Annotated in this window: 23 protein-coding genes; 7 read left to right on the top strand and 16 right to left on the bottom strand. The window is 70.5% G+C overall.

Annotation, left to right across the window (positions count from 1 at the left end):
* Positions 1–207: 207 nt before the first annotated feature.
* Genes B5P21_RS08350 through sufB form a run of 5 tightly spaced genes read right to left on the bottom strand, consistent with a single transcriptional unit; the run spans position 208 to position 4,271 of the window.
* Positions 208–543, bottom strand: a complete 336-nt coding sequence (locus tag B5P21_RS08350) for a metal-sulfur cluster assembly factor (RefSeq protein ID WP_012299299.1) — start codon at positions 541–543, stop codon at positions 208–210.
* Positions 540–1,310, bottom strand: a complete 771-nt coding sequence (gene sufC / locus B5P21_RS08345; RefSeq protein WP_045528103.1) for a Fe-S cluster assembly ATPase SufC — start codon at positions 1,308–1,310, stop codon at positions 540–542. Before sufC ends, B5P21_RS08350 begins: the two co-directional genes overlap by 4 nt.
* A 13-nt stretch (positions 1,311–1,323) precedes the next feature.
* Entirely contained in the window at positions 1,324–1,644 is a 321-nt protein-coding gene (locus tag B5P21_RS08340; RefSeq protein ID WP_045528105.1) for a non-heme iron oxygenase ferredoxin subunit, read from the bottom strand.
* Positions 1,641–2,852 (bottom strand): Fe-S cluster assembly protein SufD, encoded by a 1,212-nt coding sequence (sufD, locus tag B5P21_RS08335; RefSeq protein ID WP_094171024.1) that lies wholly within the window; start codon positions 2,850–2,852, stop codon positions 1,641–1,643. The genes B5P21_RS08340 and sufD overlap by 4 nt, the downstream gene beginning before the upstream one ends.
* On the bottom strand, positions 2,853–4,271 hold the full coding sequence (gene sufB, locus B5P21_RS08330) for a Fe-S cluster assembly protein SufB (RefSeq protein WP_045528109.1): 1,419 nt from the start codon (positions 4,269–4,271) through the stop codon (positions 2,853–2,855).
* Between the two features lie 266 nt (positions 4,272–4,537).
* Here sufB and B5P21_RS08325 point away from each other — a divergent pair, with 266 nt between their 5' ends.
* Positions 4,538–5,548 carry a COX15/CtaA family protein gene (locus B5P21_RS08325; RefSeq protein ID WP_094171023.1) on the top strand — a complete coding sequence of 337 codons (1,011 nt, stop codon included), beginning with the start codon at positions 4,538–4,540 and terminating at the stop codon, positions 5,546–5,548.
* Between the two features lie 262 nt (positions 5,549–5,810).
* Here B5P21_RS08325 and B5P21_RS08320 read toward each other — a convergent pair whose 3' ends face one another.
* Positions 5,811–6,731, bottom strand: a complete 921-nt coding sequence (locus B5P21_RS08320; protein WP_045528113.1) for a heme o synthase — start codon at positions 6,729–6,731, stop codon at positions 5,811–5,813.
* A 173-nt stretch (positions 6,732–6,904) separates the two neighbouring features.
* Here B5P21_RS08320 and tkt point away from each other — a divergent pair, with 173 nt between their 5' ends.
* The 6 genes from tkt (at position 6,905) to pgl (ending at position 15,196) form a co-directional block, all read left to right on the top strand.
* Positions 6,905–8,995, top strand: a complete 2,091-nt coding sequence (gene tkt / locus B5P21_RS08315; protein WP_094171022.1) for a transketolase — start codon at positions 6,905–6,907, stop codon at positions 8,993–8,995.
* Between the two features lie 151 nt (positions 8,996–9,146).
* Entirely contained in the window at positions 9,147–10,262 is a 1,116-nt protein-coding gene (tal, locus tag B5P21_RS08310; RefSeq protein WP_094171021.1) for a transaldolase, read from the top strand.
* Positions 10,259–11,854 carry a glucose-6-phosphate isomerase gene (locus B5P21_RS08305; protein ID WP_094171020.1) on the top strand — a complete coding sequence of 532 codons (1,596 nt, stop codon included), beginning with the start codon at positions 10,259–10,261 and terminating at the stop codon, positions 11,852–11,854. The genes tal and B5P21_RS08305 overlap by 4 nt, the downstream gene beginning before the upstream one ends.
* A 38-nt stretch (positions 11,855–11,892) precedes the next feature.
* Positions 11,893–13,434, top strand: a complete 1,542-nt coding sequence (zwf, locus tag B5P21_RS08300) for a glucose-6-phosphate dehydrogenase (RefSeq protein WP_012038425.1) — start codon at positions 11,893–11,895, stop codon at positions 13,432–13,434.
* Complete coding sequence (locus B5P21_RS08295) at positions 13,431–14,429, top strand: glucose-6-phosphate dehydrogenase assembly protein OpcA (protein ID WP_015490408.1); 999 nt, start codon at positions 13,431–13,433, stop codon at positions 14,427–14,429. The genes zwf and B5P21_RS08295 overlap by 4 nt, the downstream gene beginning before the upstream one ends.
* Positions 14,426–15,196, top strand: coding sequence for a 6-phosphogluconolactonase (gene pgl / locus B5P21_RS08290; RefSeq protein ID WP_045528122.1), 771 nt, complete (start codon positions 14,426–14,428; stop codon positions 15,194–15,196). The genes B5P21_RS08295 and pgl overlap by 4 nt, the downstream gene beginning before the upstream one ends.
* A gap of 179 nt (positions 15,197–15,375) precedes the next feature.
* On the opposite strand, the gene B5P21_RS08285 is transcribed toward pgl, so the two are convergent.
* The 10 genes from B5P21_RS08285 to uvrA all read right to left on the bottom strand — a co-directional run bounded on the left by B5P21_RS08285 (position 15,376) and on the right by uvrA (position 26,903).
* Positions 15,376–15,744: an RNA polymerase-binding protein RbpA gene (locus B5P21_RS08285; RefSeq protein ID WP_094171019.1), complete on the bottom strand. Its 369-nt coding sequence runs from the start codon at positions 15,742–15,744 to the stop codon at positions 15,376–15,378.
* Positions 15,745–15,755: 11 nt separating this feature from the next.
* On the bottom strand, positions 15,756–16,007 hold the full coding sequence (gene secG, locus B5P21_RS08280) for a preprotein translocase subunit SecG (protein WP_012038429.1): 252 nt from the start codon (positions 16,005–16,007) through the stop codon (positions 15,756–15,758).
* A gap of 140 nt (positions 16,008–16,147) precedes the next feature.
* Positions 16,148–16,951: a triose-phosphate isomerase gene (tpiA, locus tag B5P21_RS08275; protein ID WP_045528124.1), complete on the bottom strand. Its 804-nt coding sequence runs from the start codon at positions 16,949–16,951 to the stop codon at positions 16,148–16,150.
* Positions 16,942–18,156, bottom strand: a complete 1,215-nt coding sequence (locus tag B5P21_RS08270; protein WP_045528126.1) for a phosphoglycerate kinase — start codon at positions 18,154–18,156, stop codon at positions 16,942–16,944. The genes tpiA and B5P21_RS08270 overlap by 10 nt, the downstream gene beginning before the upstream one ends.
* 6 nt (positions 18,157–18,162) lie before the next feature.
* Positions 18,163–19,170 (bottom strand): type I glyceraldehyde-3-phosphate dehydrogenase, encoded by a 1,008-nt coding sequence (gene gap / locus B5P21_RS08265; RefSeq protein ID WP_045528127.1) that lies wholly within the window; start codon positions 19,168–19,170, stop codon positions 18,163–18,165.
* A gap of 126 nt (positions 19,171–19,296) precedes the next feature.
* Positions 19,297–19,923, bottom strand: coding sequence for a superoxide dismutase (locus B5P21_RS08260; RefSeq protein WP_012038433.1), 627 nt, complete (start codon positions 19,921–19,923; stop codon positions 19,297–19,299).
* Positions 19,924–20,091: 168 nt separating this feature from the next.
* On the bottom strand, positions 20,092–21,072 hold the full coding sequence (gene whiA / locus B5P21_RS08255) for a DNA-binding protein WhiA (RefSeq protein WP_012038434.1): 981 nt from the start codon (positions 21,070–21,072) through the stop codon (positions 20,092–20,094).
* Between the two features lie 29 nt (positions 21,073–21,101).
* A complete protein-coding gene (gene rapZ, locus B5P21_RS08250) occupies positions 21,102–21,977 on the bottom strand; it encodes an RNase adapter RapZ (protein WP_045528128.1) in 876 nt (291 codons plus the stop codon).
* 76 nt (positions 21,978–22,053) lie between these two features.
* On the bottom strand, positions 22,054–23,982 hold the full coding sequence (gene uvrC / locus B5P21_RS08245; RefSeq protein WP_094171018.1) for an excinuclease ABC subunit UvrC: 1,929 nt from the start codon (positions 23,980–23,982) through the stop codon (positions 22,054–22,056).
* The gene (gene uvrA, locus B5P21_RS08240) at positions 23,982–26,903 is read right to left on the bottom strand and encodes an excinuclease ABC subunit UvrA (RefSeq protein ID WP_045528130.1); all 2,922 of its coding nucleotides are present in this window, start codon (positions 26,901–26,903) and stop codon (positions 23,982–23,984) included. Before uvrA ends, uvrC begins: the two co-directional genes overlap by 1 nt.
* Positions 26,904–26,907 lie beyond the last annotated feature (4 nt).

Below are 26,907 nucleotides of genomic sequence, written 5' to 3'. Positions count from 1 at the left end.
GTTGAGCGGATGTCCCACGGTCCGTGGGAGAGGGGCGACCCGCAGCAGAGGGGGTCGAGCCCGGTCGGTCGAGGGCGTCCATCGGACCCGACCGGTCCAGTGTACGAGACGGCGGCGCCGCAGGCCTCCCCGGGCGGCCGGGCGACGCGGCGACGGCCCCACCCGGGAGCGGGTGGGGCCGTCGTGGTCGGGCGGGTGGAGCGGTGATCACATGGAGAAGCCGAGTGCCCGCATCATGTCGCGGCCGTCGTCGGTGATCCGATCGGGACCCCACGGCGGCATCCACACCCAGTTGATGCGGAACGCGGCCACGACGCCGTCGAGCGCCTCGGCCGTCTGCTCCTCGAGCACGTCGGTCAGCGGGCAGCCGGCCGACGTCAGCGTCATGTGGATGATGAGCGCGTCGTTCTCGTCGTCCCACGCCAGGTCGTAGATGAGCCCCAGGTCGACCACGTTGATCCCGAGCTCGGGATCCATGACGTCCTTGAGCGCCTCCTCGACCTCGTCGAACTTCTGCGGGGTCAGCGTGCTCTGCGTGCTCACGCCGTCACCGTGGTGGAGGGCGCCAGGAAGCGGTCGTAGCCCTCCTCCTCGAGGCGGTCGGCCAGCTCGCGGCCGCCCTGCTCGGCGACGCGGCCCGCGACGAAGACGTGCACGAAGTCGGGCTGGATGTAACGGAGGATGCGCGTGTAGTGCGTGATGAGCAGGAGCCCGAGGCCCGTGTTCGCCTTCGCGCGGTTGACGCCCTCGGAGACGATCTTGAGCGCGTCGACGTCGAGGCCGGAGTCGGTCTCGTCGAGCACCGCGAACTTCGGCTTCAGCAGCTCGAGCTGGAGGACCTCGTTGCGCTTCTTCTCGCCGCCGGAGAAGCCCTCGTTGACGTTGCGCTCGGCGAATGCGGGGTCCATCTTGAGCGCCGCCATCGAGGTGCGGACGTCCTTGATCCAGCCGCGGATGGCCGGGGCCTCGCCGTCGATCGCGGTCTTCGCGGTGCGGAGGAAGTTGGTGGTGGTGACGCCGGGGATCTCGACCGGGTACTGCATGGCGAGGAACAGGCCCGCGCGGGCGCGCTCGTCGACCGTCATGTCGAGGACCTCGACGCCGTCGAGCGTGATGGAGCCGGAGTCGACGTGGTACTTGGGGTGACCCGAGATCGTGTACGCCAGCGTGGACTTGCCCGAGCCGTTGGGGCCCATGATCGCGTGGATCTCGCCCTCGTTGATCGTGAGGTCGACGCCCTTGAGGATCTGCTTGCGACCCTGCTCGGTGTCGACGCTGACGTGCAGGTCGGTGATGGTGAGAGTTGACATGCGTGCGGTTCCTCTAGCTCTTCGGGGTGGTGTCGATGTGGATGTCGCCGTCCACGATCGACACGGGGTAGACGGGGACGGGCTCGTAGGCCGGCAGCGTGCGCGGCTTTCCCGTCTCGAGGGAGAACTTGGAGCCGTGGGCCCAGCACTCCAGGGTGTCGCCCTCGACGAAGCCCTCGGCCAGCGAGATGTCGCCGTGCGTACAGGTGTCGCCGATGGCGTGCACCGTGCCGGAGGAGTCCTTCACGAGAGCGATGGCGAGGCCCTCGATCTCGATGCGGAGCGCCTCGTTCTCGCCGAGCTCGTCGACGGCGCAGATGCGGACGGCGGTCATCGCGCGACCGTCCCGGCCGCGGGGGTGGACAGCTCGGCCTCGATGGCGGCCTGGAGCCGTTCCTCGAGGTCGGGGACGCCGATCTGCTGCACGATCTCGCTGAGGAACCCGCGCACGACGAGGCGCCTGGCCTCCTCCTCCGTGATGCCACGGGCCTGCAGGTAGAACAGCTGCTCGTCGTCGAAGCGGCCCGTGGCGCTCGCGTGGCCGGCGCCGGCGATGTCGCCGGTCTCGATCTCGAGGTTCGGGACGGAGTCGGCGCGCGTGCCGTCCGTGAGGACGAGGTTGCGGTTCTGCTCGTAGCTGTCGGTGCCGGGCGCGGAGCGGCGGATGAGGACGTCGCCGATCCAGACCGTGCGGGCGCCCTTCCCCTGCAGCGCGCCCTTGTACGTGACGCGGCTGCGGGTGTTCGGCGCGTCGTGGTCGACGTACACCTGCTGCTCGAGGTGCTGGCCCGCGTCGGCGAAGTACACGCCGAGCAGCTCGCCGTCGGCGCCCTCGTTCGAGAGGTGGGCGGAGGGGTTGACCCGGACGATGGATCCGCCGAGCGTCACCACCACGTGCTTGAGCTTGGCGTCGCGGCCGACGACGGCCTGGTGCGCCGCGAGGTGGCGCGCCTCGTCGTCCCACTGCTGGACGGTGACGACGGTGAGCTCGGCCTGGTCGCCGACGACGATCTCGACGTTCTCGGCGAGGGACGCCGATCCGGCGTTGTCGAGGATGACGACGCCGCGGCTGAAGGGCGCCGCCGTGATGACGGTGTGCGCGGCGCGGGGCGCGGAGCCGAGCTCGGAGCGGCCGACCGTGACGATGACCCGCTCCTCCCCCGTGACGTCGATGGCGAGCGCCTCGCCGAAGGACGACCAGGCGTTGGCCTGGGCGCGGTCCTCGGGGGCTCCCGCGGTGCCTACGCGCGCGTCATCCCGGGGGATCCAGGAGACGGACGTGCCCGCGGCCTCGGAGCTGGTCACCGGGTAGCGCGAGCCGTCGAGCGGACCGGCGATGAGGTCGTCGAGCCGGCGGACGGGCGTCAGCTTCCAGACGGCCTCGCGGCCGGTCACGGCCTCGAACGCCTCGACGTCCGTGGACGTGAAGCGCTCGGAGCGCGTCTGGATGGGGACGGTCGCCCACCCTCCGTCGGTGTGCGCCCGGGCGCCGTGCTGGTCGGCGGGGACGGGGGCTTCTGTGGTGGCGAGTGGGGTCGTCATCTAGCCGACGGATCCTTCCATGCCCATCTCGATGAGCTTGTTGAGTTCGAGCGCGTACTCCATGGGCAGCTCTCGGGCGATGGGCTCGATGAAGCCGCGGACGATCATGGCCATGGCCTCGTCCTCGGGCATGCCCCGGCTCATCAGGTAGAACAGCTGCTCCTCGCTGACGCGCGAGACCGTGGCCTCGTGGCCGAGCTGCACGTCGTCCACGCGGATGTCGATCGCGGGGTACGTGTCCGAGCGGGAGATGGTGTCGACCAGCAGGGCGTCGCAGCGGACGGTGTTGGCGGAGTGGTGCGCCGCCGCGTCCACGCGGATCTCGCCGCGGTAGCCGGCCCGGCCGCCGCCGCGCGCGATCGACTTCGAGACGATCGACGACTGCGTGTACGGCGCCATGTGCACCATCTTCGCGCCGGCGTCCTGGTGCTGGCCGGGGCCCGCGAAGGCGACCGAGAGGGTCTCGCCCTTGGCGCGCTCGCCCATGAGGTAGATGGAGGGGTACTTCATCGTGACCTTGGAGCCGATGTTGCCGTCGATCCACTCCATGGTCGCGCCCTCGGCCGCCGTGGCGCGCTTGGTGACGAGGTTGTAGACGTTGTTCGACCAGTTCTGGATGGTCGTGTAGCGGACGCGAGCGTCCTTCTTCACGATGATCTCGACGACCGCGGAGTGCAGCGAGTCGGACTTGTAGATGGGGGCCGTGCAGCCCTCGATGTAGTGGACGTAGCTGCCCTCGTCCGCGATGATCAGCGTCCGCTCGAACTGGCCCATGTTCTCGGTGTTGATGCGGAAGTACGCCTGCAGCGGGATCTCGACGTGCACGCCCTTGGGCACGTACACGAACGATCCGCCGGACCAGACGGCCGTGTTCAGCGCGGCGAACTTGTTGTCCCCCGCGGGGATCACGGTGCCGAAGTACTCCTTGAACAACTCCGGGTGCTCGCGGAGCGCCGTGTCGGTGTCCATGAAGATGACGCCCTGGTCCTCGAGCTCCTTCTGGATGGAGTGGAAGACGACCTCGGACTCGTATTGGGCCGCGACGCCGGAGACGAGGCGCTGGCGCTCCGCCTCGGGGATGCCGAGCCGCTCGTACGTGTTCTTGATGTCGTCGGGCAGGTCCTCCCACGTCTGGGCCTGCTTCTCCGTGGAGCGCACGAAGTACTTGATGTTGTCGAAGTCGATGCCGGAGAGATCGGCGCCCCACGTCGGCATGGGCTTCTTGCCGAAGAGCTCGTAGCCCTTCATGCGGTTGGCGAGCATCCACTCGGGCTCGTCCTTGCGCCGCGAGATGTCCGCGACGACCTGGGGGGAGATGCCGCGCTTGGCCGAGGCGCCGGCGACGTCCGAGTCGGACCAGCCGAACTCGTACTGCCCCAGGCTCTCGAGCTCCGGTCGGTCGATGAGCACATCTGACATGGCTACCTGCTTTCCTGACGATCTGGGCGTATCAGCGCCGTATCGGCATGTGCCTCCCGCACGGCGACGCCGCTTCGGTGACGAGAGGAAGACTGTGGGTGTCCGGGATGCGGCGGCTTGACGCCCCGCGCCCCTCTTAGGATGAACAGGAACGCGGGTGGACTTGTTCCCGCCGTCCTCGCCGACGTGCCGGATGCTGCAAGACCCGACGTGTTCCACGAACCACCCGATTCTACGGGCAATCCAGCGGGCACGGAAGGCAGGCAGTGACTCACGGCACCGATGCGGGGCAGTCTCCCAGTGGGAGCGTGCTAGGTCAGACCCTCATGGTCACGAGGCGGCTGCGGGAGCGGCTGCCGGACGGGATCACGCGGGCCACGCGCGTCCTCGTCTGGACGACGCTCGTCGTGCAGACGCTCGTGGTCGGCACGGGCGGGCTCGTCCGGCTCACGGGTTCGGGCCTCGGCTGCCCCACCTGGCCGAGGTGCACCGCCGACTCCTTCGTCTCGACGCCCGAGATGGGCGTGCACGGGATCATCGAGTTCGGCAACCGCCTGCTCACCTTCGTGCTGGTGATCGTGGCGATCGCCACCTTCCTCGCCGTGCTCCGCCTGCGGAACCGCGGACGCGGGCTCTTCTCGATCGCGCTCGCCATCGGCCTCGGCATCCCCGCGCAGGGCGTCATCGGCGGGATCACGGTGCTCACCGGGCTGAACCCCTACATCGTCGGCCTGCACTTCGTCGTGTCGGCGGTGCTCGTCGTGCTGTCCACCGTGCTCGTATGGCGCACCTACCACCCGCTGGACGAGGCCGAGCGCTCGGTCCCGTCCTCGTTCCTGGTCCTCGCCCGGATCACCGCCGTGGTCGTGGGCATCACGATCCTGGTGGGCATCGTCGTCACCGGATCCGGCCCCCACGCCGGCGACCAGGGGGCGGCGCGCAACGGGCTCGACCCGGAGCTGCTGCAGCACGTCCACAGCTGGCCGGCCTACACGACCTTCGGCCTCACGATCGCCCTCGTGGTCATCGCGGCGCGCAACGGCTGGACGGCCGTCTCGCGCTGGACCCGGGTGCTGCTCTCCGCCGAGCTCGCGCAGATCGCCGTGGGCCTCATCCAGGCGCGGACGGGCCTCCCCGAGTTCCTCGTGGGGCTGCACATGGTCCTGGCGTGCCTGCTGGCGTCCGCCATGACGGCCACGCTGCTGAGCACCACGCGACGCGCGGACGTCATCCGGCTCACGCCCGCGGAGGTGCGGCGCTCCGCCCACGTGGGGTGATCCCCCGACGGTCCCGCCGACGCCCGCCCGAACCCCGCTCGCGGCGGGCGTCGTCGCGTCCGGCGCCGGAGCGCGGTCGGCGGATCTGATCCGCCCGCCCGCGTCGGGATCCCGGTCCGCCCCCGTCGGTCACGGGCAAGCATGCCCCCCGTCGGCCGCGTCGGCAGCGCCGTCGCCGGCCCGTCAGGGCGTCGAGGCCCGCACCGTGTCGATCCGGCGCGGGGACGCGGTCATCAGCAGGGGCGGCGCCCCACCGCCGCGATCAGAAGGGCAGCAGCGGGTCGATGCCCACCGCGAGGAAGAGCAGGGAGAGGTAGGAGATGGACGCGTGGAACACGCGCATCGGCTTGATGGGCTCGTGGCGCACCGCGAGGTCGTACAGGCGGTGCGTCTCGTAGACGAACCAGCCGCCGCCCGCGAGCGCGGCGAGCGCGTACACGAGGCCCATGCCCGCGACGGGGATGAGCAGCAGCGAGCAGGCGAGCGTGGCCCACGCGTAGAGGATGGTCTGCAGGCCCACGGCGGCCCGGCCGCGGACGACGGCGAGCATGGGCACGTTCACCGAGGCGTAGTCGTCGCGGTACTTCATGGAGAGCGGCCAGTAGTGCGGCGGTGTCCAGAGGAACACGATCATGAAGAGGATCACGGGCGCCCAGGAGATGTCCCCCGTGACGGCCGCCCAGCCGATCAGCACGGGCATGCACCCGGCGGCGCCGCCCCAGACGATGTTCTGCGGCGTGCGGCGCTTCAGCCACAGCGTGTAGACGAACACGTAGAAGAGGATGGCGGCGAGCGAGAGCGCCGCGGCCAGCCAGTTGGAGATGACACCGAGCCACACGATGCTGGCCACGCCGATGATCCAGGCGAAGACGAGGGCCTGGCGGTCCGACAGCTCCCCCGTCACCAGGGGCCGGCGCTGCGTGCGCTTCATGACGCGGTCGATGTCGCGGTCGATGTAGCAGTTGAACGCGTTGGCGCTGCCCGCGCTGAGCGTGCCGCCGACGAGGACGCCGAGGATCAGCCAGGGGTTCGGCCACCCGCCCTGGGCGAGGATCATGACGGGCGCGGTGGTCACGAGCAGGAGCTCGATCACGCGCGGCTTCGTCAGTGCGACGTACGCCTTGGTCTTCCTCGCCACGCCGATCGTCTCCCGATCGACCCGACTCTGCACCGCAACGTTCATCGCACCTCTAACTCGCCGGACATTCCCTCCCCATGGTAGGCCACGGCCCCTGCGAGCCGAGCCGCGTCGGGCCCGTCGCGACGGGCTCGGAACACCTGGGGCCAGGTGGGTGTTCCCTATACTGATAGGCGGTCCGGCTGGGCCTCCCCCATCTTCAGAAGGGCTAGAACCAAGTGGCAGCATTGCAATGGGACCCCATCGACAGCAAGGCGGTCGACACCGCACGGATCCTCGCCGCGGACGCGGTGGAGAAGGTCGGAAACGGTCACCCCGGCACCGCCATGAGCCTGGCCCCGGCGGCCTACCTCCTGTTCCAGAAGGTCATGCGCCGCGACCCGTCCGACAGCACCTGGATCGGTCGCGACCGGTTCATCCTCTCGGTGGGCCACAGCTCGCTCACGCAGTACACGCAGTTCTTCCTCGGCGGCTACGGCCTCGAGATCGAGGACCTCCAGGCCCTCCGCACGTGGGACTCCAAGACCCCGGGTCACCCCGAGTACGGCCACACCGACGGCGTCGAGATCACCACCGGCCCCCTCGGCCAGGGCCTCGCCTCCTCCGTCGGCTTCGCCTACGCCGCCCGCTACGAGCGCGGCCTGTTCGACCCGGAGACGCCCGCGGGCGAGAGCCCCTTCGACCACTTCGTGTACGTGATCGCCGGCGACGGCGACATGCAGGAGGGCATCACCTCCGAGGCCTCCTCCCTCGCGGGGCACCAGGAGCTCGGCAACCTCATCGCGATCTACGACAGCAACCAGATCTCGATCGAGGACGACACCGACATCGCCTTCACCGAGGACGTCGCCGCGCGCTACGAGGCCTACGGCTGGCACGTGCAGCACGTCGACTGGAAGAAGACCGGCGAGTACGTCGAGGACGTGCAGGAGCTGTTCGACGCCGTCGAGGCCGCCAAGGCCGAGACGCGCAAGCCGTCGCTCATCATCCTCAAGACGATCATCGGCTGGCCCTCCCCGAAGAAGCAGAACTCGGGCAAGATCCACGGCTCGGCGCTCGGCGCCGAGGAGCTCGCGGCCGTCAAGCAGATCGTCGGCTTCGACCCCGAGAAGAGCTTCGAGGTGCCGGACGGCGTCCTCGAGCACACCCGCCAGGCCGTCGAGCGCGGCCAGCAGCAGCACCGCGAGTGGGACGAGAAGCTCGCCGCGTGGGCCGAGGCGAACCCCGAGCGCAAGACGCTGCTCGACCGCGTCCTCGCCGGCGACGCCCCGGAGGGCCTCGACGAGGCGCTCCCCGTGTTCCCCGCGGGCAAGGACGTCTCGACGCGCGCCGCGTCCGGCAAGGTCATCAACGCCATCGCCGAGGTCATGCCCGAGCTGTGGGGCGGCTCCGCTGACCTCGCCGAGTCGAACAACACGACCATCGAGTCGGCGCCGTCCTTCGTCCCCGCCGAGCGCTCCACCGACATGTGGAAGGGCGACCCGTACGGCCGCGTCCTCCACTTCGGCATCCGCGAGCACGCCATGGGCGCGATCCTCAACGGCATCGTCCTGCACGGCAACACGCGCCCCTTCGGCGGCACGTTCCTCATCTTCAGCGACTACATGCGCCCGGCGGTCCGTCTCGCCGCGCTCATGAAGGCGCCGTCGATCTTCGTCTGGACGCACGACTCCGTCGCCCTCGGCGGCGACGGCCCGACGCACCAGCCGGTGGAGCAGCTCGCCAGCCTCCGCACCATCCCGGGCCTCGACGTCATCCGCCCCGCGGACGCCAACGAGACCGCGCAGGCGTGGAAGACGATCCTCACGCGTCGCATGGGCCCCGCGGGCCTGGCGCTCTCGCGCCAGAACCTCCCGGTCCTGGAGCGCGGCGCGGGCGACGCGACGGCCACCGAGTTCGCCTCGGCCGCCGGCGTGTCCAAGGGCGCGTACATCCTGGCCGACACCGAGGGCACGCCCGACGTGATCCTGATCGCCACGGGCTCCGAGGTCCAGTTCGCCATCGAGGCCCGCGAGGCCCTCGCCGCGGACGGCGTCCAGGCCCGCGTCGTCAGCGCCCCGAGCCTCGAGTGGTTCGAGGAGCAGGACGCCGCGTACAAGGAGCACGTGCTCCCCGAGGCGGTCGCCGCGCGCGTCTCCGTCGAGGCGGGCATCTCGCTCTCCTGGAAGCAGTACGTCGGGCACCACGGCCGCAGCATCTCGATCGAGCACTTCGGCGCCAGCGCCGAGTACGAGGTCCTGTACCGCGAGTTCGGCATCACCACGGAGGCCGTCGTGAAGGCGGCCAAGGAGTCCATCGCCTCCCTCTAGAAGCTGACGAGGAGCGGGGCGGCCGAGCTGCTCCGCTCCCCGCCGGCCCGCCCTGACCGGCACGCCTGCGAAGGCGGTCCGGTCGGGCACCCGGAGGGGCGCACGCGTGCGCCCCTCCCCCGAACCTCACAACCAGCGAGAAGAAGGCAACATGACCGACACCACTTCCCCCACCGCGCAGCTCTCCGCCGCGGGCGTCAGCATCTGGCTCGACGACCTGTCCCGCGAGCGCATCGATGCCAAGGGCATCGAGAAGGTGATCGCCGAGCGCGACGTCGTCGGCATCACGACGAACCCCACCATCTTCGCGTCGGCGCTCGCCAAGGGCGAGGCGTACGACGCCCAGGTCCGCGAGCTCGCGGCCGACGGAGCCGACGTCGACCGCGCGGTCTTCGAGATCACCACCCGCGACGTCGGCGAGGCCGCGCGCATCTTCCGCCCGGTCTACGACCGCACCGCCGGCTTCGACGGCCGCGTCTCCATCGAGGTCTCCCCCGACTTCGCCAACGACACGCAGGCGACCATCGACGAGGCCCACAAGCTCTGGGACAAGATCGCCGAGCCGAACGTCATGATCAAGATCCCCGCGACCCGCGAGGGCCTCGAGGCGATCACCGAGGTCATCGGCGCCGGCATCAGCGTCAACGTGACCCTGATCTTCTCGCTCGAGCGCTACCGCGAGGTCATCAACGCGTACCTCACCGGCCTCGAGAAGGCCAAGGCGGCGGGCATCGACCTGTCGACCATCCACTCGGTCGCCTCCTTCTTCGTGTCGCGCGTCGACACCGAGATCGACAAGCGCCTCAACGCGGTCGGCACCGACGAGGCCGCCGCGCTCAAGAGCAAGGCCGGCGTCGCCAACGCGCAGCTCGCCTACCAGGCCTTCGAGCAGTCCTTCGCGTCCGAGCGGGCCCAGGGCCTCCTCGGCGCCGGCGCCAACAAGCAGCGCCCCCTCTGGGCGTCGACGGGCGTCAAGAGCCCTGACCTGCCCGACACCCTCTACGTGACGCAGCTCGTGGCCGCGGACGTCGTCAACACGATGCCGGAGAAGACGCTCGACGCCACGTTCGACCACGGCGTCATCGAGGGCGACACGATCACGGGCTCCTACGACGCCGCGAACGAGGTCCTCAACCAGGTCGACGCGCTGGGCATCTCCTACAAGGAGGTCACCGAGCTCCTCGAGAAGGAGGGCGTCGAGAAGTTCAAGGTGTCGTGGAGCGAGCTCATCGAGACCGTCACGACCGCCCTGGACGGCGCCAAGTGAGCGTCCGCATCGCGCTGAGCGGCGCGGCGGCCACGGCCGTCGAGACCCACGTGCCCGCGCTCGTCGAGGCGCACGTCGCGTCCGGCATCACGGGGCTCGACGGAACCCTCTGGGGCCCCGACGCCGAGTCCGAGGCCACCAAGCGCCTCGGCTGGACCCAGGCGGTCTCCGTCTCGCGTCCCCTCGTCGCCGAGATCACCGCGCTCCGCGAGGAGCTCCGCGGCCAGGGCGTCGACCACATCGTCCTCGGGGGCATGGGCGGATCCTCGCTCGCGCCCGAGGTCATCACGCGCACCGCGGGCGTCGAGCTCACGGTCCTCGACTCGACCGACCCGGGCCAGGTGCTCGCCGCGCTCGCCGACCGCCTCGCCACGACGGCCGTCGTCATCTCCTCCAAGTCCGGCTCCACGCTCGAGACGGACAGCCAGAAGCGCGTGTACGAGAAGTCGTTCCGCGAGGCCGGCATCGACCCGACCGCGCGCATCGTCATCGTGACCGACCCGGGCTCCCCGCTCGACGAGTCGGCCCGCGCCGACGGGTACCGCGTCTTCAACGCCGACCCCGACGTGGGCGGCCGCTACAGCGCGCTGACCGCGTTCGGCCTCGTGCCGTCCGGCCTCGCCGGCGCCGACATCGGCGGCCTGCTCGACGAGGCGGAGGCAGCCTCCGCGCAGCTCGCCGTCGACGACGTCTCGAACCCGGGCCTCGTGCTCGGCGCCGCGATCGCCGGCACCTCGCCGCTCAAGGACAAGCTCGGCATCGTCTCCGACGGCACGCACATCGTGGGCTTCGGCGACTGGGTCGAGCAGCTCATCGCGGAGTCCACCGGCAAGCTCGGCACGGGCCTCCTGCCCGTCGTGCTGCCGACCGACGCCCCCGAGCTGGGCCTCGGGCTCGCCGACCTGCAGATCGCGCGGCTCGTCGCCGACGTCGACGCGCACGACGCGGCCGACGGCGAGATCGTCATCAGCGGCACGCTCGGCGCGCAGATCCTCACGTGGGAGTACGCCGTCGCCGTCGCGGGCCGCCTGCTGGAGATCAACCCCTTCGACCAGCCCGACGTGGAGGCCGCCAAGGTCGCCGCGCGCGGCCTGCTCGACGACCGTCCCGCGCCCGAGGCCCCCGTCGTCACGACGGACGGCATCGAGGTGCGCGGCACGAGCGAGGTCACCGAGGGCGCGACCGACGTCTCCTCCGCCATCGACGCCCTGCTCGCGCAGGTCGGCCCCACGGGCTACGTCGCCGTGCAGGCATTCGTCGACCGCCTCGCGCTCCCCGAGCTCGAGCGCCTCCGCGACGCCGTCGCCCGCAAGGTCGGCCGTCCCGTCACGTTCGGCTGGGGCCCGCGCTTCCTCCACTCCACGGGGCAGTTCCACAAGGGCGGCACCCCCGTCGGCGTGTTCCTGCAGATCACCGCGGACGCGGCCGAGGATCTCGAGATCCCCGACCGCCCCTTCACCTTCGGGCAGCTCATCCAGGCGCAGGCCGCCGGCGACGCCACCGTGCTCGCCGAGCACGGCCGTCCCGTCCTGCGACTGAACCTGACCGACCCCACCACGGACGCCCGGGCCCTGCTCTCGACGCTCGAATGACCGCATCGCCGGATCCGTCCGGCAGATCGAGGAGTTACATGTCGCCGGTGGATATCACCCCGGAATTCAATCCACTGCGGATCCCGTCGGATCGACGGCTGAACCGCATCGCGGGGCCGAGCAGCCTCATCATCTTCGGCGTGACGGGTGACCTGTCGCGCAAGAAGCTGATGCCGGCCGTCTACGACCTCGCCAACCGGGGGCTCCTGCCCCCCGGCTTCGCGCTCATCGGCTTCGCCCGGAGGGACTGGGAGGACCAGGACTTCGAGCAGGTCGTGTACGAGGCCGTCAAGCAGTACTCGCGCACCAAGTTCGACGAGGACGTCTGGCGCCAGCTGGCGCAGGGCATCCGCTTCGTGCAGGGCACCTTCGACGACGACGAGGCGTTCCAGACGCTGAAGGACATCACGGAGGAGCTCGACCGCGAGCGGGGCACGATGGGGAACCACGCGTTCTACCTGTCGATCCCGCCGAAGTCCTTCCCGCTGGTCACCGAGCAGCTCCGCCGATCGGGTCTCGCGGACCAGAAGGAGGGCCACTGGCGCCGCGTCGTCATCGAGAAGCCCTTCGGGAGCGACCTCAAGACGGCCCGCGAGCTCAACGCCGTCGTCGAGTCGGTCTTCCCGCCGGACTCGGTGTTCCGCATCGACCACTATCTCGGCAAGGAGACGGTCCAGAACATCCTGGCGCTGCGCTTCGCGAACCAGCTCTACGAGCCCCTGTGGAACGCCAACTACGTGGACCACGTGCAGATCACCATGGCCGAGGACATCGGCGTGGGCGGCCGTGCCGGCTACTACGACGGCATCGGCGCGGCCCGCGACGTGATCCAGAACCACCTCCTGCAGCTCCTCGCCCTCACGGCCATGGAGGAGCCCGTCGCGTTCGACGCGTCGAGCCTCCGGGACGAGAAGGAGAAGGTGCTGTCCGCGGTGCGCCTGCCGAAGGACCTGTCCACCGCCACGGCGCGCGGGCAGTACGCCGGCGGGTGGCAGGGCGGCGAGGAGGTCGTGGGCTTCCTCGACGAGGACGGCATGGACCCCGAGTCCCTGACCGAGACCTACGCGGCCATGCGCCTCGACATCAACACGCGCCGCTGGTCGGGCGTGCCGTTCTACCTGCGGGCGGGCAAGCGCCTCGGTCGCCGCGTGACGGAGATCGCGGTCGTGTTCAAGCGCGCTCCGCAGAACCTGTTCGCGGAGGACCAGACGTCGGCCCTCGGCCAGAACGCGCTCGTCATCCGGGTGCAGCCCGACGAGGGCGTCACCATCCGCTTCGGCTCGAAGGTGCCGGGCGCGGGGATGCAGGTGCGCGACGTCACCATGGACTTCGGCTACGGCCACGCCTTCACGGAGGCGAGCCCGGAAGCGTACGAGCGGCTCATCCTCGACGTGCTGCTCGGCGACCCGCCGCTCTTCCCCCGCCACCAGGAGGTCGAGCTGAGCTGGAAGATCCTGGACCCCATCGAAGAATTCTGGCGCACGCAGGGCCAGCCCGAGCAGTACCGTCCGGGCACCTGGGGGCCGGCCTCGGCCGACGAGCTCCTCGCCCGCGACGGACGGACCTGGAGGCGGCCATGAGAGTCGATCTGCCGAACACCACCACCGCCAAGATCTCGAAGGCGCTCGTCAAGATCCGCGAGGAGGGCGGCGCCGTCGCCCTCGGCCGTGTCCTGACGCTCGTGATCTCCACCTCGCTCGGCAGCGAGGAGGAGGCCATCGAGGCCGCCAACGACGCGTCGCGCGAGCACCCCATGCGCGTCATCGTGATCTCCACCGAGCGCGGTGCCGCCGCGGAGACCACCACGGAGAAGGCGCGCGTCGACGCCGAGATCCGCGTGGGCGGCGACGCCGGCGCGAGCGAGGTCGTCGTGCTCCGCGTCTACGGCGCGGCCGCCGAGGACGAGGAGAGCCTGGTCACGGGCCTCCTCCTCCCCGATGCGCCCGTCGTCGCCTGGTGGCCGCACGACGCCCCCGCGGTCGTCAGCCAGTCGCCGCTCGGCCGCATCGCGCAGCGCCGCATCACGGACTCGTCCACGAGCAGCAACCCGCGCGTGGCCCTGCAGCACCTGGCCGCGACGTACGCCCCCGGCGACACCGACTTCGCCTGGACGCGCCTCACGCTCTGGCGTGCGCTGCTCGCCGCGGTGCTCGACCAGCCGCCGTACGAACCCGTCACGCAGGTGGAGGTGTCCGGCGCCGCCGACTCTCCCTCCACCGTGCTGCTCGCCGCATGGCTCGGGCTGCAGCTGCAGGTGCCGGTGCTGCACGAGGTCACCACCCGGGCCACCGGCTCGAGCGGGATCCACGGCGTGCGGCTCCACCGCGCGTCCGGGGTCATCGACCTCGACCGGCCCATCGCCAACGTGGCGACGCTCAAGCAGCCGAACCAGCCGACGCACGATGTGAGCCTCCCCCGCCGGAGCCTCCGCGACTGCCTGGCCGAGGAGCTGCGGCGCCTCGACCCCGACGCGCTCTACGGCGACGTGATCCGTCACGGCCTCGAGCGGTCGACCGCGGGCCAGGGGTACATCACCGCGTCCACCACCGCACGGAAGGACTCGGGAGACCGATGACGAACGACCGCAGGGTGCTCGTGCACCCCGACAAGAAGGCCATGACCGGCTCCGTCGCCGCGCGCTTCCTCACGAAGCTCGTCGACATCCTGGATGAGGAGGAGACGGCCAACGTCGTCCTCACCGGGGGGACGGTCGGCCCGAGCATCCTCGCGGCCGTCAACGAGTCGGCGGCGCGCGACAGCGTCGACTGGACCCGCGTCCACTTCTGGTTCGGGGACGAGCGGTGGCTGCCCCAGGGCGACCCCGAGCGCAACGACACCACGGTGCGTGCGGCGCTGCTCGACCACATCGACCTGCCCGCGGAGAACGTCCACGCCATGGGCGCCAGCGACGCGGGTCTGAGCCTCGACGAGGCCGTCGCGGCGTACACGGCGGAGCTCGCCGCGCACGCGAACGGCGACACCTCGCTCCCCCGGTTCGACATCACGTTCCTGGGTGTGGGGCCGGACGGCCACGTCGCGTCGCTCTTCCCGGACAGCGAGGGCATCCGCACCATGGACGCAGCGGTCATCCCGGTGCGCAACTCCCCGAAGCCGCCGGCGGAGCGCATCTCGCTCACCCTGCCGGTGCTCAACTCGTCGCTGCGCATCTGGATGGTGCTCGCCGGTCCCGACAAGGCCTTCGCCCTGGGCCTCGCGCTCGCGGGTGCCGACCGGATCGAGGTGCCCGTCGCGGGCATCAAGGGCCGCAAGCGCACGGTGTTCTTCATCGACCGCGAGGCCGCGGCGGACGTGCCGGAGAACCTCAGGCTCTCCTCGTACTGACGCCGGCGCCGGTGCCGACCGGCGCTCGACACACCAAGGGCGGGTCCTCCGGGACCCGCCCTTCGTCGTCTTCGCGGGACGCCTTCCGGAGCGAGCCGCTCCACCCGGAGCGGGCGGACATGCAGAACGCCCCCGACCTCAGGTCGGGGGCGTTCGCAGTGCTCGGTGCCGTAGGAGACCTACTTGGTGGCCTTCACCGTGCCGCGGCGGGCGCGGAGCTGGTCGAGCGCCTCCTCGAGGAGCTGGCTCGCCTCCTCCTCGCTGCGACGCTCCTTCACGTACGCGAGGTGCGTCTTGTACGGCTCGAGCTTGGCGACCGACGGCGGGTTCGCCTTGTCGCGCCCGGCGGGGAGCCCCGACTGCGGCGAGTCGATCGTGACGGGGATCTCCTCCTCGGGCAGGTTCGCCGCGAAGTGACGGACGGTCTCGTTGCCGAGGGCGTCCCAGTACGAGATCGAGATGCGCTCCGCGTGGAAGCCGCGGTCCTGCTCGCCCATGGGGCCCGCGCCGACGCGCGAACCGCGGATGGCGTTTCCTCCTGATGCCATGTGGCTGCTCCCTACAATCCGGTGTCGAACTTGGTGATGAGCCCCAGGACCACGATGCACGTGACCCAGACGAGGCCGAGGATGACGGTGATGCGGTTAAGGTTCCGCTCGGCCACGCCGGACGAGCCGAGGCTCGACGTGGTGCCGCCCCCGAACATGTCGGACAGACCGCCGCCCCGCCCCTTGTGCAGGAGGATGAGCATGGTCAGCAGGAGGCTGGTGATTCCCAGAACCACCTGCAGGACTACCTGAAGGATTTCCACGTGCGGCCTTTCGGGTGCGGTGCTGTGGCCGAGTCCGACCGGTGAACGGCCGATGGGCCATAGACGATCATAGCGGGCGGCTGAGTGCGACGAGCCGCCCGCGCCCGGACGGACGCGAGCGGCTCGAGGGATGATGCGGGTCAGACGCCGACGTGCGAGCGGAACCGCGCGATCGCGGAGAACTCCTGCACGTCGAGACTGGCTCCCCCGACGAGGGCTCCGTCGACGTCCGGCTCGCGGAGGAAGCCCGCGATGTTGCCGGACTTGACCGAGCCGCCGTAGAGGATGCGCGTGGCCCTCGCCGCGTCGTCGCCCAGCAGCTCGGCGACGACGGCGCGGAGCGGCGCCGCAACCTGCTGCGCCTGCTCCGGCGTCGCGGCCTGGCCGGACCCGATGGCCCAGACCGGCTCGTAGGCGACGACGACGACGGCGCCCTTCGGCAGGCCCTGGAACGCGACGCGCAGCTGGGCCACGGGGACGGCGCTGGCGCCGTGCTCCTCGAGGTCGGCTGCGGTCTCGCCCACGCAGATCACCGGCACGATGCCGTGCTTCACGGCGGCAGCGGACTTGGCGGCCACCTGCTCGTCGGTCTCGCCGTGCAGCGTGCGCCGCTCGGAGTGGCCCACGATGACGTAGCGGCAGGCGAGCTGCGCCAGGAACGCCGCGGAGATCTCCCCCGTGTACGCGCCCGACTGATGCTCGGACACGTCCTGCGCGCCGTAGGCCAGCTCGAGCTTGTCGGCCGACACGAGCGTCTGCACGCTGCGGATGTCGGTGGCCGGCGGGAACACCGCGACCTCCGCCTCCGCGTAGTCGTGCTTCGCGTCCTTGAGGCTCCACGCGAGCTTCTGCACGAAGGCGATGGCCTGGAGGTGGTCCAGGTTCATCTTCCAGTTGCCCGCGATGAGGGGCGTGCGCCCCTGCGGGCGATCGGTCACTGCCATCCGAGGACCTCCAGTCCCGGCAGGCGCTTCCCCTCGAGGAACTCGAGGCTCGCGCCGCCTCCCGTCGAGATGTGACCGAAGCGGTCATCATCGAATCCGAGCGCGCGGACGGCCGCGGCGCTGTCGCCGCCGCCGACCACGGAGAGCCCCTCGACGCGGGTGAGCGCGTCGGCGACCGTCCTCGTGCCCGCCGCGAACGGCTCCAGCTCGAAGACGCCCATGGGGCCGTTCCAGAACACCGTCGTGGAACCGCGGATGATCGTCGCGAACGCGTCGGCGGTCTCGGGGCCGACGTCGAGCCCGAGGCCCTTCGCGCCCGCGGGCGTCCCCTCGATGGCGTCGGCGCGCGTGACCTCGTGGGCCGCGTCGGCGGAGAACCCGTCGGCGACGACCACGTCGGTCGGGAGCACGATCTTCACGCCGCGCTCCTCCGCCTCGGCCAGGTAGCCCTTGACCGTCTCGAGCTGGTCCTCCTCGAGGAGGCTCGCGCCGACCTCGTGGCCCTGGGCCTTGAGGAAGGTGAAGAGCATCCCGCCGCCGATGAGCAGCGAGTCGACGCGCGGCAGCAGGTGGCCGATCACGCCGAGCTTGTCGGACACCTTGGATCCGCCGAGCACGACCGTGTACGGCCGCTCCGGGTTCTCCGTCAGGCGGTCGAGGACCTCGAGCTCGCTCGCGATGAGCGAGCCGGCGGCGCTGGGGAGCGCCGACGCGAGCTCGAAGACGCTCGCCTGCTTGCGGTGGACGACGCCGAAGCCGTCGGACACGAACGCGTCCCCGAGCTCGGCGAGCGACTCCGCGAAGCCGCGGCGGACGGCCTCGTCCTTGCTGGTCTCCTCCGCGTGGAAGCGGAGGTTCTCGAGCACGACGACGTCGCCGTCCCCGAGGGCGTCGACGGCCGCGCGGGCGGACTCGCCCACGGTGTCGCTCGCGAACGCGACGTCCGCGCCGAGCAGCTCGCCGAGGCGGGCCGCGACGGGACGCAGGCTGTACTGCCCATCCGGCGTGCCGTCGGGGCGGCCGAGGTGGGAGATCACGACGACGCGGGCACCGGCCTCGCGGAGACCCGTGAGGGTCGCCAGCGAGGCGCGGATGCGGCCGTCGTCGCCGATCACCCCGCCCGTGAGGGGGACGTTGAGGTCGCAGCGCACGATGACGCGGCGGCCCCGGAGATCCCCGAGGGAATCGATGGTGCGGAGTGCCACGGCCGGTTACAGGCGGTCGGCGACGTACTCGGTGAGGTCGACGAGGCGGTTGGAGTAGCCCCACTCGTTGTCGTACCACGACGCGACCTTGACCTGGTTGCCGATGACCTTGGTGAGGCCGGCGTCGAAGATCGAGGAGTGCGGGTCGTTGACGATGTCGCTCGAGACGATGGGGTCCTCGGTGTACTTGAGGATGCCCTTGAGGGGACCCTCGGCCGCCGCCTCGTAGGCCGCGTTGACCTGCTCGACGGTGACGTTCGCCGAGGTCTCGATGGTGAGGTCGGTGATCGAGCCGGTGGGCACGGGCACGCGGAGCGCGTAGCCGTCGAGCTTGCCGACGAGCTCGGGGATGACGAGGCCGAGCGCCTTCGCGGCACCCGTCGACGTCGGGATGATGTTGACGGCGGCGGCGCGGGCGCGGCGGAGGTCGCTGTGCGGGCCGTCCTGCAGGTTCTGGTCGGCCGTGTAGGCGTGGACCGTCGTCATGAGGCCGCGCTCGATGCCGAACTCGTCGAGGAAGACCTTGGCGAGGGGCGCGAGGCAGTTGGTGGTGCACGACGCGTTGGAGATGACGTCGTGCGTGGCGGGGTCATAGGTGCCCTCGTTGACGCCGAGGACCAGGGTCACGACGTTGTCGCCCGTGGCGGGCGCGGAGACGAGGACCTTCCTGGCGCCGGCGGTGATGTGCTTGCGCGCGTCCTCCGCCTTCGTGAAGCGGCCGGTGGACTCGATGACGATCTCGACGCCGAGCTCGCCCCAGGGGAGGTTCGCGGGGTCGCGCTCCTCGAGCACCCGGATGGCCTTGCCGTTCACGATGATGTTGTCGCCGTCGAGCTCGACCGTGGCGTCGAGGCGGCCGGTGATGGAGTCGTACTTGAGCAGGTGCGCGAGCGCCTTGTTGTCGGTGAGGTCGTTCACCGCGACGATCTCGATGTCGCTGCCCTTGGCGAGCGCGGCGCGGAAGTAGTTGCGGCCGATGCGGCCGAAGCCGTTGATGCCGATCTTGACGGTCACGTGTTCTCCTGATGTTCTGCGCGCTCGGGGGCGGCGGTGGGTGGTGGAGGTTCGGGGTGCGCGGGAGTCCTGCCGTGCGGATCCGCAGGCGGCCGGGGTCTCCCCACCGGCCGCCCGCGGATGCGGCTACGAGAGCAGGAAGAGGCCCTGCGTCTTCGTGCGGGCGGCGTCGAAGCGCGCCTGCACGTCGGCCCAGTTGACGATGTTCCAGAACGCCTTCACATAGTCGGCCTTGACGTTGACGTAGTCGAGGTAGAAGGCGTGCTCCCACATGTCGAGCAGCAGGATCGGCACGGTCGCCGCGGCGAGGTTGCCCTGGTGGTCGTACAGCTGCTCGATGATGAGCTTCTGGCCGAGCGAGTCCCACGCGAGGATGCTCCAGCCGGACCCCTGGATGCCGAGGGCCGAGGCGGTGAAGTGCGCCTGGAACTTGTCGTACGAGCCGAAGAACTCGTCGATGGCCGCGGCGAGCTCGCCGGTGGGCTTGTCGCCGCCGTCGGGGCTGAGGTTGTTCCAGAAGACCGTGTGGTTGACGTGGCCCGCGAGGTTGAACGCGAGGTCCTTCTGCAGCTTGTTGACGAAGGTCAGGTCGCCGGCGTCGCGCGCCTCCTGCAGCTTGACGAGGGCGGTGTTGGCGCCGTCGACGTACGTCTTGTGGTGCTTGTCGTGGTGCAGCTCCATGATGCGGCCGCTGATGCTCGGCTCGAGGGCCGAGTAGTCGTACGGGAGGTCGACGAGAGTGTAGTCAGCCATAGGTGTATCTCCTCTTCATTGCCCGGGGGCTCCCGGCCAGAGGCCGGGGGTGGGTGACGGATCGAGTCTAGTCCGGCGGCCCTCCGCGCCACCTGGCCGGATGACGCCCGGCGCCCAGCGGATCGTCGCCCGCCTCGGTGCGTGCGGCACCGACGGACGCATCGCGGATCAGACGTCGTCGAGGTCGGCCGGGAGGTTCGCGTCGGTGCCGGGCAGGCCCTCGTCGACGGCCTTCTTGTCGGCCATGGCGAGCAGGCGCCGGATGCGGCCGGCGACGGCGTCCTTCGTCATCGGCGGGTCCGCGTGGTGGCCCAGCTCGTCGAGGCTGGAGTCGCGGAAGCGCAGGCGCAGGTCGCCCGCGTACTTGAGGTGCTCGGGGATGTCCGGTCCGAGGATCTCCATGGCCCGCTCCACCCGCGCGCACGCGGCGACGGCGGCCTGGGCGGAGCGGCGGAGGTTGGCGTCGTCGAAGTTGACGAGGCGGTTGGCGGTGGCCCGCACCTCTCGGCGCTGGCGCATCTCCTCCCAGTTGACGACCGTGCCCTGCGCGCCCATGACGCGCAGCATCTGGCCGATGGCGTCGCCGTCGCGGATGACGACGCGGTGGACGCCGCGGACCTCACGCGCCTTGGCGCTGACGTCGAGGCGGCCCGCGGCGCCGACGAGCGCCATGGCGGCCTCGTTGCCGGGGCAGGTGACCTCGAGCGCGGCCGAGCGGCCGGGATCCGTGAGGGTGCCTGCCGCGAGGAACGCGCCCCGCCAGACGGCCGCGATCTCCTCGCGGGAGCCCGTGGTGAGGCGGTTGGGCAGGCCGCGGATGGGGCGGCGGCGCGCGTCGAGCAGGCCGGTCTGGCGGGCGAGCGTCTCGCCCCCCTCCATCACGCGGACCAGGTAGTGCGTGGCGCGGCGCATGCCGGACGCGGGGATGACGGAGATGTCGCTGCGGACGCCGTAGAGCTCGGCGAGGTCCTTGCGCACGCGACGCGCGAGCAGCGGGGTGTCGAGCTCGGACTCGACCGCGATGCGGTTCGAGATGAGGTGCAGCCCGCCGGAGAAGCGCAGGATGGTGGCCAGCTCGGCCGCCCTCACCGTGGTCTTGCTGACCTCGACGCGTGACAGTTCTTCCTTGACGTCCGAGGTCAGAGGCAAATGCTTACTCCCTTGATGAGATGGGTGCCCTACTCCCGGCCGAGGTCGCGGTGCTTGGTGCTGACAGCGACGCCGGGAAGGGCGCGGAGGAGGCTGGAGAGCTCCTCGGCGACGGCCACCGAGCGGTGCTTGCCGCCGGTACAGCCGATAGCGATCGTAGCGTGTCTCTTGTTCTCCCGCTGGTACCCGGCGAGCACCGGGGAGAGCGCCCGGGCGTACGCGTGGACGAACTCCTCGGCGCCCTCCTGGCCGAGCACGTAGTCGCTGACGGCCTTGTCGCGACCGGTGAGCGGACGGAGCTCCGGGGTCCAGAACGGGTTGGGGAGGAAGCGCATGTCGGCCACCATGTCCGCGTCCGCGGGGGTGCCGTACTTGAAGCCGAAGCTCATGACGGTGACGCGCACGCCCGCGTCGTCCGCCCCGCTGAACTGCTCGGTGATGGCGGTGGCGAGCTGGTGGATGTTGAGCTCGGAGGTGTCGATGACGAGGTCGCTGGCCTCGCGGATCTCGATCATGCGCGCCCGCTCCGCCGCGATGCCGTCGAGCAGCGTGCCGTTGCCCTGGAGCGGATGGGGGCGGCGGACCTGCTCGAAGCGCCGCACGAGGGCCGCGTCCGTGGCCTCGAGGAACAGCACGCGCAGGCGCGGGCCGGTGCCGAACGTCTGCAGGATGTCCCGCAGCTCGGAGAAGAAGTCGCCGCCGCGGACGTCGACCACGGCCGCGATCTTCGGCAGCGAGGTGCCAGCGCGGCCGGCCAGCTCGACGAGCGGCTTGAGCATCTGCGGCGGGAGGTTGTCGACCACGTACCAGCCGAGGTCCTCCAACGCGTTGCCGACGGTGGAGCGGCCCGCGCCGGACATCCCCGTCACGATCATGACGTCCTGCTGGGGGATCTCCACGCTCATGCGGGCATGCACCTCTCGTCGCGCCGGTCGATGGATCCAGTCTAGGCGCGACCCGTGACGCCCGACCGGGCGCGGGTCACGAGCGGAGCCGCTCGTAGACGGCCTGCGCCAGCGTCGGCCCGATGGTGCGGACGGCCGCGATCTCCTCGACCTCGGCCTGCTTCAGCTCGGCGACGGAGCCGAACTGCTGCAGCAGCCGCTGCACGCGCGACGGCCCGAGCCCCGGGATCTCGTTGAGCACCGACGTGATGTCGCGCTTCCGGCGGGCCCGCTGGTGCGTGATGGCGAACCGGTGGGCCTCGTCGCGGATGCGCTGGATGAGGAAGAGGGCGTCGCTGTTGCGCGGCAGGATGATGGGGTAGTCGGAGTCCGGCAGCCAGATCTCCTCGAGGCGCTTCGCGATGCCCGCGAGCTGGATCCCCGTCACGCCCGACTCCTCGAGCGCCCGCTGCGCCGCGGCCACCTGCGGCTGTCCCCCGTCGACGATGAGCAGGTTGGGGCTGTAGGAGAACTTGTTCACGGGCGGCGCATCGCCGAGCTCCGGCGGCGCGGCGTCGGCCGGAACCTCCGCCTCCTTGCCGAGGTAGGCGAGCCGGCGCGTGATGACCTGGTGGATCGACTCGGTGTCGTCCGTGGAGTCGGCGATGTTGAAGCGGCGGTACTGGTCCTTGCGGGGCAGGCCGTCCTCGAAGACGACCATGGACGCGACGATGTTGGTGCCGCTCAGGTGCGAGACGTCGTAGCACTCCATGCGCAGCGGGGCGTCGGGCATGCCGAGCGCCTCCTGGATGTCGGCGAGGGCCTTCGACCGGGTGGTGAAGTCGGAGCTACGGCGCGTCTTGTAGAGCATGAGCGCGTTCTGCGCGTTCGTGGCCGCGGTGTGCGCGAGCGCGGCCTTGTCCCCGCGCTGGGCGACGCGGAGGTCGACCTGCCAGGAGCTCGGGCGACCGCGGCGCACGGTGCCGTCGTCCTCCCCCGCGGCGCGCCGCTGGCTGAGCCAGAGCTCGAGCTCGGCGGCGTCGGCGGGCAGCTCGGGGACGAGCACCTCGCGCGGCGGGTGCGCCTCGTCCTCGTAGGCGTTGTGCAGCACGGTCTCGACGAGCTCGCCGATGCCGATGTCGAGCTCCTTGTCGACGACCCACGTGCGCGTGCCCCGGATGCGGCCTCCGCGGACCATGAACTGCTGCACGGCCGCGGCCAGCTCGTCGGCGGCGATGCCGAAGACGTCCGCGTCCACCCGGTCGTCGAACACGACGGCGGTCTTGGAGAGGGCGGCCTCGAGCGCGCCGATGTCGTCCCGGTGGCGGGCGGCCGCCTCGTAGTCCATCTCCGCCGCGGCGTCCTTCATGCGCTGCGTGAGCTGGCCCACGTACTTCGAGTCGTTGCCGGCCATGAAGCTCACGAAGTCGTCCGCGATCTCTCGGTGCTCCTCCTGCGAGACGCGGCCGACGCACGGCGCGGCGCACCGGCCGATGTCGCCGAGGAGGCACGGCCGGTTCGTCTGCCGCGCGCGCTTGAACGTGCTCTCCGAGCAGGACCGCATCGGGAAGACCTTCAGCAGGTGGTCCACCGTCTCGCGGATGGCCCATACCTTCGTGTACGGGCCGAAGTACTTGGCGCCGCGGATCTTCCGGTTGCGGGTGACCATGACCCGGGGGTGCTCCTCCCCCAGGGTGACGGCGAGGTACGGGTACGACTTGTCGTCCCGGAACTTGACGTTGAAGGGCGGGTCGAACTCCTTGATCCAGGTGAACTCGAGCTGCAGCGCCTCGAACTCGCTGCCGACCACGGTCCACTCGACGCCGGCCGCCGACGTGACCATGCGCCGGGTGCGCTCGTGCAGGCTCTCCAAGGGGGCGAAGTAGTTGGCGAGCCGGGCGCGGAGGTTGTTGGCCTTGCCCACGTAGAGGACGCGGTCCGCCGCGTCGCGGAAGCGGTACACGCCCGGCGACGTGGGGATCTCCTCCGCCGCCGGACGGTAGCCGACGGTGTCGGTGCGGGCCATCAGCCGGCCGCGCGCTCCTCGCGCGCACGCTGGGACGCGACCGCCGCCGCCTCGGCCTCGGCGTCGAGGACCTCCTTGAGGAAGCCGCCCGTGTAGCTCTCCGGCACGGTGGCCAGGTGCTCGGGCGTGCCGGTGGCGAGCACCGTGCCGCCGCCCGCGCCGCCCTCCGGCCCCATGTCGATGAGCCAGTCGGCGGACTTGATGACGTCGAGGTTGTGCTCGATGACGATGACGGTGTTGCCCTTGTCCACCAGCCCGTTGAGCACGAGCAGGAGCTTCCGCACGTCCTCGAAGTGGAGGCCTGTGGTGGGCTCGTCGAGCACGTAGATGCTGCGGCCGTTCGACCGCCGCTGGAGCTCGGTGGACAGCTTCACGCGCTGCGCCTCGCCGCCGGACAGCGTCGTGGCGCTCTGGCCGAGCCGAACGTAGCCGAGGCCCACGTCCATCAGCGTCTTCATGAAGCGGTGGATGGCCTGGATCGGCTCGAAGAAGTCCGCCGCCTCGCTGATGGACATGTCGAGCACCTCGGCGATGCTCTTGCCCTTGTAGTGGACGCTCAGGGTGTCGCGGTTGTAGCGCGCTCCCCCGCAGACCTCGCAGGCCACGTAGACGTCGGGCAGGAAGTTCATCTCGATCTTGATGGTGCCGTCGCCCGAGCACGCCTCGCAGCGCCCGCCCTTGACGTTGAAGCTGAAGCGGCCGGGGAGGTATCCGCGGGCCTTGGCCTCGGTGGTCTCCGCGAAGAGGTTGCGGATGCGGTCGAACACGCCCGTGTACGTGGCGGGGTTCGAGCGCGGCGTGCGGCCGATGGGGTTCTGGTCGACGTGGACGACCTTGTCGAGGTTCTCGAGCCCGGTGACGCGGGAGTGCTTGCCCGGCACCTTGCGGGCGCCGTTGAGCTCGTTGGCGAGGACACGGTAGAGGATGTCGTTCACGAGCGAGGACTTGCCCGATCCGCTCACGCCCGTGACCGCCGTGAGCGTGCCCAGCGGGAAGGTCGCGGTCACGTTCTGGAGGTTGTTGGCGCGAGCGCCCACGACCTGGATCTGCCTCTTCTTGTCGATCTTCCGGCGCCTCGCGGGCGTCGCGATCGCGCGGCGGCCCGCCAGGTAGTCGCCCGTGAGCGACTCGCGGTTCTCGATGAGCCCCTCGTACGAGCCCGAGTGCACGACCTTGCCGCCGTTGACGCCGGCGCCGGGGCCGATGTCGACGATCCAGTCGGCGGTGCGGATGGTGTCCTCGTCGTGCTCGACGACGATGAGCGTGTTGCCGAGGTCGCGCAGCTTCACGAGCGTCTCGATGAGGCGCCGGTTGTCGCGTTGGTGCAGGCCGATGGACGGCTCGTCCAGCACGTAGAGCACGCCCGTGAGACCCGAGCCGATCTGCGTGGCCAGGCGGATGCGCTGCGCCTCGCCGCCCGAGAGCGACGCCGCCGCCCGCGCGAGGTTGAGGTAGTTGAGCCCCACCTCGATGAGGAACTCGAGGCGCACGCGGATCTCCCGGAGCACCTGCGCGGCGATGTGCGCCTCGCGGTCGGTGAGCTCGAGCTGCGCCATGAACTCCTGCGCGTCCGAGAGGCTCATCTCGGCGACGTCCGCGATGTTCGCGCCGTGCACGAGCACCGCCAGCACCTCGGGCTTCAGGCGCTTGCCGTCGCACACCGGGCACGGGATCTCGCGCAGGTACTCGCCCCAGCGCGCCCGCTGGTTGTCGGTCTCCGCCTGGGCGAACTGCCGCTCGATGTACGGCATGACGCCCTCGAAGCCCGACGAGTACGTCATCTCGCGCCCGTAGCGGTTCTTCCACTTGACCTGGACCTCGAAGTCGTTGCCGCGGAGGACCGCCTCGCGGACCTCCTCGGAGAGCTTCCGCCACGGAGTGGTGAGGGAGAACTTGAGGTCGCGCGCGAGGCCCGCGAGCAGCTTCTCGTAGTACTGGAAGAGGCCCTTGCCCTGCGTGGTCCACGGGAGGATGACGCCGTCGGCGATGCTCAGCGACTCGTCGCCGATGAGGAGCTCCTGGTCCACCGACATGCGCGTGCCGAGGCCCGAGCACTCGGGGCACGCGCCGAAGGGCGCGTTGAACGAGAAGGTGCGCGGCTCGATCTCGGTGAGCTGGATGGGGTGGTTGTTCGGGCACGACAGCTTCTCCGAGTACGTGCGGAGGCCGGCGGGGCCCTCGACGTCGACGAAGTCGATCATGACGATGCCGTCGGTGAGCCGGAGCGCGGTCTCGAGCGAGTCCGTCAGGCGGCCCAGGATGTCGTCGCTCGCGACCAGTCGGTCGACGACGACCGAGATGTCGTGCTTGTACTGCTTCTTGAGCTTGGGCGGCGAGCTGAGCTGGATGAGCTCGCCGTCGACGATGGCGCGCGAGTAGCCGCCGGAGGCGAGCTCCGCGAACAGGTCGACGAACTCGCCCTTCTTCTGGGACACGATGGGGCTGACGACCTGGTACCGGGTGCCGGTCTCCAGCTCCATGAGCTGGTCGGCGATCTGCTGCACGGTCTGGCGGGAGATGCGCTCGCCGCACACGGGGCAGTGCGCGACCCCGATGCGCGCCCACAGCAGGCGCATGTAGTCGAAGATCTCGGTGATGGTGCCCACCGTGGAGCGCGGGTTGCGGTTCGTGGACTTCTGGTCGATGGAGACCGCGGGGCTCAGGCCCTCGATGAAGTCGACGTCCGGCCGGTCGACCTGGCCGAGGAACTGGCGCGCGTACGCGGACAGCGACTCGACGTACCGGCGCTGGCCCTCGGCGAAGATCGTGTCGAACGCGAGGGACGACTTGCCGGACCCCGACAGGCCCGTGAAGACGACGAGGGAGTCGCGCGGGATGTCGAGGTCGACGTCGCGGAGGTTGTGGACGCGAGCGCCGCGGACGCTCAGGAGGGACGAGGACTCGACGGGGGAGATTGACACCCGT

The organism is Clavibacter michiganensis subsp. insidiosus (assembly GCF_002240565.1).
Taxonomy (GTDB): domain Bacteria; phylum Actinomycetota; class Actinomycetes; order Actinomycetales; family Microbacteriaceae; genus Clavibacter; species Clavibacter insidiosus.
Note: the sequence above shows the minus strand (reverse complement) of the source record. Positions and strands in the feature narration are given on the sequence as shown.